This window comes from Sphingobium sp. UBA5915 (genome assembly GCF_002431195.1).
Lineage (GTDB): Bacteria > Pseudomonadota > Alphaproteobacteria > Sphingomonadales > Sphingomonadaceae > Sphingobium > Sphingobium soli.
Genome location: NZ_DJDV01000053.1, coordinates 248620 through 260430 on the forward strand (window position 1 = coordinate 248620; position 11811 = coordinate 260430).

Genomic DNA, 11811 nt, shown 5'->3' on the forward strand with positions numbered 1-11811 from the left:
TTTGCGGAGTCACCGCACCTTGTAGCGCACGGGCAGGACATGAGGCCCGCGCGCGAAATAGGAATCCAGCCAATGGACGTCGTCCGAAATCGGCTCGATCAGCGAAAAGCGCGAGAAGACGACCTCCAACGCCGATTTCGCCTCCATCCGGCTGAGATAATTGCCCAGACAGAAATGCGGCCCCTGCCCAAAAGACATCAGCGGCACCTCGATCTTGCGATCGATATCGAAGACTTCGGGATTGTCGAACTTGCTCTCATCACGATTGGCAGAGGCCAATATGGGCATGATCGCCGATCCAGCCGGAATCTTCACCCCGGCAATCTCCGTATCCACCGTCGTATGGCGGAAGATAATCTGGACCGGGGGATTGTAGCGCAGCACCTCCTCCAGCACCGCGGGGATCAGGCCGTGATCCGCCAGCACGCGATCGAAGACGTCGCGATGCCGGTTCAGTTCGATCAGCGTGGTGCCCAGCAGGTTGGTCGTCGTCTCCACGCCGCCTATCAGCAGCAGGATCGCCATGGACAGCACCTGATTGCGTGACAGCTTCTGCCCGTCGACTTCGGTGGTGATGAAGGTGGAGATCAGGTCATCGCCCAGATTCTGGACCCGGTCGTCATAAAGCTCCTCGAAGAAGTCGCGCATCTTCCTGGCGCTCGCGGCGATATGGGCGAGCTTTTCAGGTCCATAGGCGGCGCGGTTGGCAGCCGACAGAACGTCGTCGACCCACACCTTGAACTCGGCGCGGCGTTCCGTCGGCACGCCCAGCACCTCGGCCACGACCGTCACGGGATAGAGCGCCGTAAACTCCCATGCGAAATCAAACTCCCCTTCGGGACCGTGCTTGGCGATGATATCGTCCACCAGCAGATGGGCGATTTCATAGGTGCGATCGCGAAGGCCGTTCACTTTGGACGGCACGAACGCCTTGTTGGCGATACGCCGAAGCTGCATGTGACCAGGCGGGTCCATGGAGATCATCGGCGCCTCTTCCGGTACCGGATCATATTCCCCCAGCAGCGCAGGCCAGAACTGACCGGAGCTGAAGGTGCGCCCATCCTTCAGCAGCGCATCGATATCGTCGTACCGCGCAACGCCATAGGCCTGAAGACCGGGAAGCCATTTGACCGGCTCATTACGGCGAAGCTCGACATAATAGGGATAGGGTTCATGCTTAACCTGCGGGTCGAGCGGGTCATATTCCAGCTTCCCGCTCGCGCCGCCGGCATTGGCTTCCATGATCGCCGTCATCGTCATCCCACTCCACATCCTCGCGCCGGTCGTTCAGGCGACGCTGTTGTTGCAGCAAGACTGCGCCATTCCAGGGCGTGATCGAAGGGCGGATCGTGCCAGTCGGGGGCAGGATGTGCCATATATGGCCCTAATGTCACGTTTCGCCCTCAACTGACCCAATCTGCTGTAGATTCCTGACGGGGCAACCGACACACTCCCATCAAGATTGGAAATGCAGAACGATAGCAGGAGAGGCCCAGAGCAATGCATATTATATACGCGCCCTTGGTAAATGACGCCCATCTTTCGCCCGATCAGCAGGACGTGTTGCAACGGCTGCGCAGCAGCACATCGATCACCGCCGACGCCCCCGCCGCGCTGGGCGGCGGCGCCCGCGAGCATAAGAGCTTCGAAGCGGCGCAGGACTGGGTGACGGCCTTTTTCGACAAGGGCGCCGAAGAGGTGCTGGGCTATTATGCTGACGATTTCGTCTGGGAAGACATTGAATTCATGCAGACGATCACGACCAAGGAGGATCTATACAAGGCCTTCGTCGTGTTCAACAACAGCGGCCCCGAAAGCCCCTTCGGCATCCACAAGTTCGAGGTTCTGACCTATGACGGCGGCCCCGCAGGCCGTTCGCGCGGCGTCCGCCGCACCGAAGGCACGCCGCCCGAATGGCAGGGGGAGCTGGAAGGCGACTATGCCCGTTTCGCGAACAACATCTACCTGGGCGCCGACCTGGACTATGACGAGTGGGGCTATATGCAGTGGGTCTGGAAAGCAACGCACAACAGCGACTTTTTCGGCATCCCCGCTGCGGGCAAAACCACAGTGACGCGCGGCACCACGACCCAGATGTACAAGAATGGCAAGATCGTCCGTTGCCGCACCCACTGGAATTTCCGCGAATTCGCCATGCAGCTGGGCCTTATTCCAGCACCCGATGAAGCATGGCGCAACAATCCGGGCCTGAGCGCCTGATCGGACGGGACGCCATGCGCTACTCCCTGCTAGGCCGCAGCGGGCTTCGGGTCTCGAAGCTTGCCCTTGGCACCATGACCTTCGGGACGGCGGCCGACTGGTCGCGTCCCGAAGAGGAATGCCGCCCCGTCTTCGACACTTATGTCGAGGCTGGCGGCAATTTCATCGATACTGCCAACATGTACACCGGCGGGGAAAGCGAGAAGATGATCGGGCGCTTCATCGCGTCCGATCGGGATCGTTTCGTCGTGGCGACCAAATATGCCAATGCCGTTCCCGGCGGCGGCGACCCTAATGCGGCGGGCGTGCATCGCAAGAGCATTGTCCGGTCGCTCGATGCCAGTCTGAAACGGCTGGGCACTGACTATATCGACCTGTACCTCGTCCACTGGTGGGACTTCACCACCCCCGTCGAAGAGGTGCAGCGGGCGCTGACCGATGCGATCGCGGCAGGGAAAATCCTGCACATTGGCCTTTCCGACGTTCCCGCATGGGTGGTGTCGCGCGCGCAGGCCTTTCACGATCTGCGCGGGCTGGCGCCGATCAGTTGCATGCAGTTGGAATATAGTCTGGTGCAGCGTTCCATCGAACGGGAACATATTCCGCTCGCCATGGCGCATGACATCGGCATCACAGCATGGTCACCGATGGCGGGCGGCATATTGAGCGGCAAATATACCCGCCCCGCCACGACCGGCGACAACACCCCCAAGCGCATGGATTCCATGCAGTTGCAGCAACTCGACGCCCGCAATCGCGCTATTGCGATGGCAGTCGATGAAATCGCCGGGGAACTGGGCGCCAAGGCATCGCAGGTTGCGTTGGCCTGGATCATCGCACGCGGCATCATTCCCATTGCAGGGGCAACCCGCGTGGAGCAGATGCGGGAAAATCTTGCGGCGGTGACGCTGAACCTGCCGCCGGATGCCATAGCGCGGCTGAATACCGCCAGCGCCTTCGACGCCGGCCATCCCTATTCCATGCTGAGCTGGGACATGCCCATGGCGCTTGGCTATGGCGGCATGTTCGACCAGATCGATATTCCGCGCTTTCCGCCCCATGATTTCGGGCCGCAGGATGAACGATGATGGCGGCGACCCTCATCGTCTTCATCAAACGTCGGGCGGGCATGGAGCCAGCGGCATTTTCGCACTATTGGCGCGACGTCCATGCGCCGCTGCTGCTGGCCTGTGAGGATTTCAGCCGTCACATAGTGCGCTACGAACAATACCACGAAACGGCGCAACTGGCGGCGCTGTCGGCGATGTTCGGCGCCTCCGGCTCATTTGATGGCGTCGCGGCGATCACCTTCGCCAGTGCGGAGGCAATGGAACAGGCCTTCGCCGAACCTCGCTATCTGTCGGATGTAAGGCCGGATGAACCTCGCTTCATCGATCTGGACAATTGCCTTTCCTTCATTGCCCAGCCAGAACTGATCAAGGGATGAATGGCAGTAACGGGCAGGATCGCATTGGGGGAAATTTGGCGACTGGTCAGGCCGATATGGTGCGGTCGCCGCTTGTTGCCTTCATCTGTTTCCTCATCGCGATACTAGAGGGTTTCGACCTTCAGGTCGCGGGCATCGCCGCGCCCAATCTGAAGGCCGATTTTTCGCTCGATCCCACCATATTGGGTTGGTTTTTCAGCGCCAGCACCGTGGGCCTGCTGATCGGCGCTCTGGCGGGCGGGCGACTGTCCGACCGGCTGGGGCGAGAGAGAATATTGCTTTGGTCGGTGGTCGCGTTCGGCACAGCCTCTATCCTCACCGGCCTATCCCAAAATCCCGCCATGCTGATCGCGACGCGCATCGCCACCGGTCTCGGTCTGGGGGGCGCGCTACCCAATCTGCTGGCCTTTACATCGGACCATGCACCGCCGGGACGAGAGCGCCGTGCCGTCGCATGGCTTTATTGCGGCGTCCCGATCGGCGGGGCGGCGGTCAGCCTGATCGGCGCAGCGCTGGGGACCGACTGGCGAACGCCCTTCATCATCGGCGGCGCATTGCCGCTGCTGCTGGCAGCCATGCTCTGGCGCGTCATGCCGCCTGCCAGCGCGCCGATGCAATGGAAGGAAAAGCCGCAGGGCGTGGCCGACGCGCTTTTCGGTGGCGGACGCATAACATCGACGCTGCTGATCTGGACCAGCTTTTTCGCTACGCTGATCATTCTCTATCTGGTGCTCAACTGGCTGCCCATGCTTCTGACCGCAATGGGGCTGGATCGTCGCACGACATTTCTGGCGCAGCTTGCCTTCCACGGGGGCGGCCTTGTCCTTTGCGCGATCACGGCGCCATTGCTCGATCTGCGGCGGGGGTGGCTCGTCGCACTCGGCGCCTTCGCCACCATCCCCCTGCTTCTCTGGTATGCCCCCGCCGTCAACGACGCGCACGCCGCCGTGTTGTTCGCCTTTCTGCTGGGCGGCGCGGTACTTGTCACCCAATCCTATCTCTACGCCCTCGCGCCGCGCCTTTATCCCGTCGCATCGCGTGGAACAGGTGTCGGCGCGGCAGTGGCGGCGGGACGGATCGGATCGATCGCTGGCCCACTGCTGGGCGCGATGCTGGTATCCGCCGGGGGCGGAATGGGCACCGTGCTGCGCGGTATCATTCCCGTGGCTCTGGCAGCAGGGGTCGCCGCCATATTGGTGTCGCTGCGGCAGCCCCGGTCGCGCTGAGGCTCAGTCCTCGGGAGCGATGACGATATCCAACTGTCCGGCCAGTTCAGGGATCATCAGTTGACAGGCCAGACGCGAATGTTCCGTGCGGTGATCGCTGCTGTCGAGCAGATCGTTTTCATCGTCGCTCATCGCATCGAACCGGTCGGCATGTTCCGGCGCGACATAGACATGACATGTCGCGCAGGAGCAGCAGCCCCCGCAAAGCGCCAGCAGTTCGTCCAGCCCGGCATCCCTGATCGCCTCCATCAGGTTGAGGCCGGGCGTGCGCGCGATTTCATGCACCTCACCGCCGCGGGCGGTTATCCTGATCCCGCTCATTGGGCCACCACCTTCTTGCGATCAAGGAATGACGCAACCTTTTCGGCGGCGGCTGGGCTTCGCAATGTGTTGAGGAAATAGCGGCTCTCGATCCGCAACCCGGCGTCCATGGGCACTTGCGCGCCTTCATAAATGGCCTTGAGGATGTTTGCATCCGCGTTGTTGCCGCTTTCCGAACCTCGCCGCGCCGCGAGCGATGGACCGAATATCGCATATCCCGCCGCCGTGTGGGGACCACCCCCCGGCAGGCGAAAGCCCTTCTCGTCCCATGGCGCGAAAGACCGGCCCACCTCGGCTATCCATTGCCGGGCCCGCTCGACGGCCTGGTCACGGTCTGCTTTCTCATCAATCACGCCCAGCGCAAGCGCCTCCTCAATATCGATCGGCTTGCCGTCAAGTATATAGGGAAGCGACGCATTCAAACCCGCCAGGCGTAAAAGGCGCTGCGTGCCGCCTGCACCCGGCATCAGTCCAAGCGACGCTTCCGGCAAACCCAGACGCAGCCCCTCCTCATCCACCGCGATTCGGTAGTGACAACCCAGTGCCAATTCGAGCCCGCCGCCGAGTGCCACCCCGGCGATCACCGCGACCAGGGGTTTGCCGACCGTTTCAAGGTCACGAATGCGACCGCTGAAATGACTGGCCTCCAAGACAGCAGTCCGTAACTCCTCCTGCGTGGTCGCTACGCGCCACCGCTCGATGTCGGCTTGCAATTCATGCAGGTCCGCGCCCGCACAAAAGCCACTGGCCTTATCCGAGCAGAGGATAGCGCCAACGATCCGCTGATCCTGCCGAAGCGTATCGGCCAGCAGGCCCAGATCATGCTGCACGGCATGGCTGATCATGTTCATCGACCGGCCGGGCATGTCGAAGGTGACGATGGCGATACCGTCTGCACCGACGTCCAGGGTGAAATTTTCCATGTCTCTTGCCTCCCCTCAGACGCGTTCGATGACCGTGGCGGTGCCCATGCCCGCCCCGACACATAGGTTGATCAGCGCCGTCGCCTTGCCCGACCGCTCCAGTTCATCCACCATCGTTCCCAATATCATGCCGCCGGTCGCGCCCAGCGGATGCCCCATGGCGATCGACCCGCCATTGACGTTGATCTTCGCCGGATCGATCTCCAGCGCCTGAATGTAGCGCAGGACCACCGCCGCAAAGGCTTCGTTCAATTCATACAGGTCAATGTCATCGCGCTGCATGCCCAGACGATCGAGCAGCTTGCGCGTCACGAACTCCGGGCCGGTCAGCATGATCGTCGGGTCAGACCCGATCGACGCCGTCCCAAGGATCTTCGCCCGTGGCTTCAGCCCCGCCGCTTGGCCCGCTTCCTTCGACCCGATCAGCACCGCCGACGCGCCGTCGACGATACCGGACGAATTGCCGCCATGATGGACATGGCTGATCGGCCCCATAGCGGAATAGCGCGCCTGCGCCACCGCGTCGTAGCCCGATTCCCCCAACTTGACGAAGGCAGGCCTCAGCTTGGCGAGCGAGTCCATATCCGTCTGCGGACGCATATGTTCGTCATGGTCGAGGATGACCATCCCCGCCTGATCGAGCACCGGCACGATCGACCGCGCAAAGCGGCCCTCCTGCCATGCCAGCGCCGCGCGCCGCTGGCTTTGGACGGCATAGCCATCGACATCCTCCCGACTGAAGCCATGAATGGTGGCGATCATGTCCGCGCCGATGCCCTGCGGCACATAATAATGGTCGAAGGCAAAGACCGGATCGACCATCATCGCGCCGCCATCGGCCGCCAGCGCCACCCGCGACATGGATTCCACGCCGCCCGCGATCGCAAAGCGCGCTTCACCCAGCGCGACCTTTGCCGCCGCCATGTTGCAAGCCTCCAGCCCCGATGCGCAGAAGCGGTTGACCTGCACACCCGGCACGCGCTGGTCGTATCCTGCGACAAGGGCGGCGATACGGGCGATGTCGCTCCCCTGTTCGCCCACCGGCATGACGCAGCCCAGAATGACATCATCGACCAACGCCATATCCAGCCCATTGCGGTCCCGGATCGCCTGTAGCGTCTGCGCCGCGAGCGACAGCGCGGTGATCTCATGGAGAGCACCGTCCGGCCGCCCCTTGCCGCGGGGCGTGCGGACGGCATCGTAAATATAGACGTCGGACATGATCGTTCCCTGTTCAGCGAGGAGCGAGACGGATCGCGCCGTCGAGACGGACGGACTCGCCGTTCAGATAGCTGTTGCCAATCATGTGCAGCGCCAGCGCCGCATATTCCTCCGGCGCGCCAAGACGCTTGGGGAAGGGCACCGAAGCCCCTAGGGCGACTTGCACATTTTCCGGCAGGCCGCGCATCATCGGCGTCAGGAACAGGCCGGGCAGGATGGTGTTGATACGAATTCCCTCCCCCATCAGATCGCGCGCGATCGGCAGCGTCATGCCCAGCACGCCCGCTTTGGACGCCGAATAAGCGGCCTGCCCCATCTGGCCATCCTGCGCCGCGACGCTGGCGGTACAGATGATCGCTCCACGCTCGCCATCGGCCAGCGGATCGAGATCAAGCATCCCCTGCGCGGACGCGGCGATGCAGCGGAAAGTGCCCATCAGGTTGATCTGCACTACCCGTTCGAAATCCTTCATCGGGAAACGCGCCGTGCTGCCGTCTGCCTTGTTGCGCGAAGCGGTCTTGATGCCGTTCGCTATGCCCGCGCAGTTGACGAGGATGCGTTCCTGTCCAAGAGCAGCGCGGGCCTTTGCAAAGCCTACATGGACCTGGTCGTCAGACGTCACATCGACCTTGCAGAACAGGCCGCCAATCTCCTGCGCTACGGCCTCGCCAACCGCCTCATTCATGTCGAAAATCGCGACCCGCGCACCGGCCGAGGCCAAAGCCCTTGCGGTCGCTTCGCCAAGGCCAGAAGCCCCACCCGTCACCACCGCAGCGACCTGCCCGTCTAACAACATCCTCACCATCCCGTTCTGACCGATACGTCGATGCGATGCTTGGCACGGCCTTTACGGCAAGCGAACGGCGATGAGTGACAGGATATGACTCTTCAGGACAAATTGGGGATGGCGCATTTTGTCACCTCGCGCTGATTAATGGCCCCCAAGGTCATCGACTAGAGCCGAATCCGATCATTCTGGTTCATATCCTGTTGCGGTGAAATAATTCGCGCACTCTTCGGGAGTGAAACGGGGCAGTGCATCGCGGATAGCGTTCCAGAGTTCCGGGACGGTTCGAGCGGCGGCTTTTCGCAGGATGGCCTTGAGTTTCGAGAAGGCGTTTTCGATCGGGTTGAAGTCGGGACTATATGGCGGAAGGAACAGCATGCGCGCGCCAGTTGCTTCGATGGCCTCGCGGGCGGCCATGGTTTTGTGGGCTGGCAAATTGTCGAGGATGACGATGTCGCCCGGCCGCAGCGTTGGCGCCAGAACCTGCTGGGCATAGGCAGCGAACCATTCCCCCGTCATAGGGCCGTCCAGAACCATAGGCGCGGTCATGCCCGTTAAGCGCAACGCGCCGATGAAGGTTGTGGTTTTCCAATGGCCATGCGGGATTGGCGACCGACAGCGTATGCCGCGCCTTGCCCGTCCTCGCAGGCGCGCCATCTTCGTTGACGCGCCGGTTTCATCGATGAATACCAAATGTTCGGGATCGAGATCAGGCTGGGCCTTGAACCATGCGCGCCGCCGCGCGAGAACGTCGGGCCGCTCCTGCTCGCTGGCGTGCGCCGTTTTTTTTGACCGTCATCGAGTGACGGTCGAGAAAACGCCAAATGGTGCTCAGTGCGAATACGGCTCCATGCTCCGATCGAAGCATCTCGGCTAATTCAACCAGTGTGATGTCCACCTGCTTCTCGATCGCACCCAAAATGGCATCGCGTTGGCCTTCAATCCGTTGCGACCGCATGTCGCCACCCTGAGGCTTCGCCCTTGTCGACCCACTCTCTCGCCATTCGCGAACCCAGCGAACTGCGCTCGCCGCTGCAACTCCAAAACGCTCGGCTGCCGCGCGCCGTGACAGGCCGCCGTCAACTGCTGCAATTACCCGTGAGCGCAAATCCTCCGAAATGGACTTCGTCATGCCAGGCTGGCCTCCTCGTCCAGCTAACATGGTGAATCAGATTTTACAGTCAAAGGAAAGCCCTACGATTCAGTATGATCGGATTATGCTCTAGTTGCTGGGCGCTATCGAACATGATCGCAGGCTGATATCGGGACGCATCAATCATGAGGAATATTCTTTTCATTGGCCCCGGCAGCGCTAAGCCCTTTCTGGAACAACTTGCGGCCGCGATCCCAGATCAGACAGCACATGTCCAAAGCCTTACGATATCGGATCACCTTCCGATTGTGCGGGCTGGGAGCAGATGGACATTCTGATCGCCTTTGCCGTTCCCTGCACCGCTCATGATCTGAAATCTATCATCTCTTCCAGGTCATCGATAGGGGCACTGCGTTGCTGCTCGCCATCCGAATGACTCAATTTCAGAACAGAAAAACCACGCTCCATATCAACCTCGTCACCCCCTCCTCTTTGGAACGCCCCTACTCGAAATTCTCAAATCTTTGTTTCCCGGCATTACTGGACAAGCTGCAGTATATATTTTCCTTGGGACATATTGATCCATTTCTGCACTCTCGTCATACTGTTCTCGCGGGCAGACCAACACTCGGAGTTGGTTTTGCATATGGACGAGAAGAACGAGCAGTTTCTGCGACTGAGAGCCGTGATCGCGAAGACGGGCAAGCCCAAGGCTTCCATCTATCGTGACATCCACCTTGGAACATTCCCGGCGCCTGAAAAGATCGGCGCCAGAGCCGTTGCCTGGCGACTGTCGAGGATATTGCGCTGGATGCAGGCACCGAGCGCCTACCAGGACGACTGAAACCACTCCAGCGCCCCGACATTGGGCTTTGCCGGCGTCGCCTTCTCAATGGCGATCGCCGCTGAAGCCTGTTCAGCCTTGTCGAGATAGTCGGCCCACCATTCGAGCATGTGCCGACGGTGGGGCAGATAGCGTGCCGCGTTGTAGACGGCGCGAACACCGCCGGGCACATGCGCCAGCTGCAGCTCGATCCAATCCGCCTTGAACAGGCCTGTTTCATTCAGCACGGTGCTGGCAATCGACCGGAACCCATGCACCGTCGCCTTGTCGCCAACCCCTAGCCGCTGAAGCAGGACCAGCATGCGGTTCGAACTGATCGTGTCGCCCTGGTTGCCGATTACTGGGAACAGATATTGTCCAAAACGCTCATTGCCATATTTCCCATAGACGTTGAGTTCCTTGATCTCACGAAGCAACGCAACCGCCTGCGGCGGCAACGGCACGAGATGCTCGACCCGCATTTTCATACGGTCGGCCGGAATCCGCCAGAGCGGCGCGGGACCTCCCAGGCCCTCAAACTCACTCCACTGCGCATGCCTGGTTTCGGTGGTCCGGACCATCGTCAAAATCGTCCAGCGTAAAGCAAGGTGGCTCAACCGAGAGCCTGTGTCCGCGTTGAGGGCCGCATAGAAGCGCGGCAATTCCTTGATGGGTATTTTCGATCGATGCGTGACCTTCGCGCGCTTGCGCATGGCCGTGCCCAGATCACGACAAGGATCCGTGAGCACTCGACCGTCTGGAATGCCGAACCGGAAGATTTCGCTGCAATAGGCCCGCACCCTGTGCGCCATCTCGATCGAGCCGCGATCCTCAATGGTCTTTAGTGCATCGAGCATGTTCCGGGGCAGGATCGAGCGGACCGACAGCTTGCCGATGGTCGGCAAAATATCTGCTTCAAGGCGACGCTCGATCACGCCGGCATAGCGGTCAGACCATCCCGGTCGTTTGGCGATCATCCATTCCTGGGCCAATTGGCGGAACGTCGTCCGCTCGGCCTGATCCTTATGCTTTTTCTGCCGCTTGATGTCCGCAGGGTCGTTTCCGGCAGAGAGAACCGCTTTCATCTCCTCGCGCCAGACCCGTGCACGGTCGATGCTCATCGCCGGATAGTCACCGCCGGTGATGCTCTTCTGCTTGTGCGCAAAGCGATAGGAGAGACGCCACTCGCGTCGGCCGCCCGGCAGGACGCAGATGTTGAGCCCACCGCCATCGGCTTTCTTGATCGGGCGCGTGGCGGGAAGAATGGATTGGATAAGGCTATCGGTCAGCACGGATCATTCTCCTGGACGCCGTGCGCGAGACTTGAATCCTAACTTTGCACCAACAAATTTACCAACAAATCTCATGGTAACCACCTGGGCGGTTATGATCCTGTGTGAGATCATGTTACATGAGATAACAGCCTGAATATAGGCCTTTTTATGAAGCCCATTTGGGACTTTGTTGGTCTTTTTGGACCTGTGTTTGGTTGCGGGGACAGGATTTGAACCTGTGACCTTCAGGTTATGAGCCTGACGAGCTACCGGACTGCTCCACCCCGCGGCACCAGAGGTTTGTTGTTCAGGGCGACGGAGACGCAGTCTCCGCGAGCCTGTCCTGAGCGCCTGCTGCAAGCAGGCAGTCGAAGGGGCCGACCGGCCGTCGCGCCTTATGGCGCGGAAGCCAAGGCCACGGATGTGGCCGCCGGCGCCTGAGGCCAACAAACAAAGTGAATGGGTTTTATGTATCA

At 60.9% G+C, this 11811-nt stretch carries 12 protein-coding genes and 1 tRNA gene; 5 read left to right on the top strand and 8 right to left on the bottom strand.

The features are described from left to right. Positions 1–9: 9 nt before the first annotated feature. Entirely contained in the window at positions 10–1260 is a 1251-nt protein-coding gene (locus tag B2V90_RS08660; protein ID WP_228221102.1) for a cytochrome P450, read from the bottom strand. A 240-nt stretch (positions 1261–1500) separates the two neighbouring features. Here B2V90_RS08660 and B2V90_RS08665 point away from each other — a divergent pair, with 240 nt between their 5' ends. The 4 genes from B2V90_RS08665 to B2V90_RS08680 are packed head-to-tail and all read left to right on the top strand — an operon-like array spanning position 1501 to position 4893. Further along, a complete protein-coding gene (locus B2V90_RS08665) occupies positions 1501–2220 on the top strand; it encodes an ester cyclase (protein WP_228221101.1) in 720 nt (239 codons plus the stop codon). Positions 2221–2234: 14 nt separating this feature from the next. Further along, positions 2235–3308 carry an aldo/keto reductase gene (locus tag B2V90_RS08670; protein WP_293920878.1) on the top strand — a complete coding sequence of 358 codons (1074 nt, stop codon included), beginning with the start codon at positions 2235–2237 and terminating at the stop codon, positions 3306–3308. Beyond that, positions 3305–3667, top strand: coding sequence for an EthD domain-containing protein (locus B2V90_RS08675; protein ID WP_228221099.1), 363 nt, complete (start codon positions 3305–3307; stop codon positions 3665–3667). Before B2V90_RS08670 ends, B2V90_RS08675 begins: the two co-directional genes overlap by 4 nt. 35 nt (positions 3668–3702) lie before the next feature. Further along, entirely contained in the window at positions 3703–4893 is a 1191-nt protein-coding gene (locus tag B2V90_RS08680; protein ID WP_293920879.1) for an MFS transporter, read from the top strand. Positions 4894–4896: 3 nt separating this feature from the next. On the opposite strand, the gene B2V90_RS08685 is transcribed toward B2V90_RS08680, so the two are convergent. The 5 genes from B2V90_RS08685 to B2V90_RS08705 all read right to left on the bottom strand — a co-directional run bounded on the left by B2V90_RS08685 (position 4897) and on the right by B2V90_RS08705 (position 9277). Then, positions 4897–5214, bottom strand: coding sequence for a 2Fe-2S iron-sulfur cluster-binding protein (locus tag B2V90_RS08685; RefSeq protein WP_228221097.1), 318 nt, complete (start codon positions 5212–5214; stop codon positions 4897–4899). Continuing rightward, entirely contained in the window at positions 5211–6137 is a 927-nt protein-coding gene (locus B2V90_RS08690; RefSeq protein WP_228221096.1) for an enoyl-CoA hydratase-related protein, read from the bottom strand. Before B2V90_RS08690 ends, B2V90_RS08685 begins: the two co-directional genes overlap by 4 nt. Before the next feature lie 15 nt (positions 6138–6152). Then, a complete protein-coding gene (locus B2V90_RS08695) occupies positions 6153–7358 on the bottom strand; it encodes an acetyl-CoA C-acetyltransferase (RefSeq protein WP_228221095.1) in 1206 nt (401 codons plus the stop codon). A 13-nt stretch (positions 7359–7371) separates the two neighbouring features. Next, positions 7372–8154: an SDR family NAD(P)-dependent oxidoreductase gene (locus B2V90_RS08700; RefSeq protein WP_228221094.1), complete on the bottom strand. Its 783-nt coding sequence runs from the start codon at positions 8152–8154 to the stop codon at positions 7372–7374. A 174-nt stretch (positions 8155–8328) separates the two neighbouring features. Then, a protein-coding gene (locus B2V90_RS08705; protein ID WP_228221093.1) for an IS630 family transposase occupies positions 8329–9277 on the bottom strand; the annotation gives its coding sequence in 2 pieces (ribosomal slippage) (positions 8329–8938 and positions 8937–9277; 951 coding nt in all). 607 nt (positions 9278–9884) lie between these two features. Here B2V90_RS08705 and B2V90_RS08710 point away from each other — a divergent pair. Continuing rightward, the gene (locus B2V90_RS08710; protein ID WP_037469254.1) at positions 9885–10082 is read left to right on the top strand and encodes a helix-turn-helix transcriptional regulator; all 198 of its coding nucleotides are present in this window, start codon (positions 9885–9887) and stop codon (positions 10080–10082) included. On the opposite strand, the gene B2V90_RS08715 is transcribed toward B2V90_RS08710, so the two are convergent. Both B2V90_RS08715 and B2V90_RS08720 read right to left on the bottom strand, forming a co-directional pair. Continuing rightward, the gene (locus B2V90_RS08715) at positions 10067–11353 is read right to left on the bottom strand and encodes a tyrosine-type recombinase/integrase (protein WP_228221092.1); all 1287 of its coding nucleotides are present in this window, start codon (positions 11351–11353) and stop codon (positions 10067–10069) included. The two genes, B2V90_RS08710 and B2V90_RS08715, sit on opposite strands and share 16 nt — an antisense overlap. Before the next feature lie 194 nt (positions 11354–11547). Next, positions 11548–11624 (bottom strand) — tRNA-Met (locus B2V90_RS08720). Between the last annotated feature and the right edge of the window lie 187 nt (positions 11625–11811).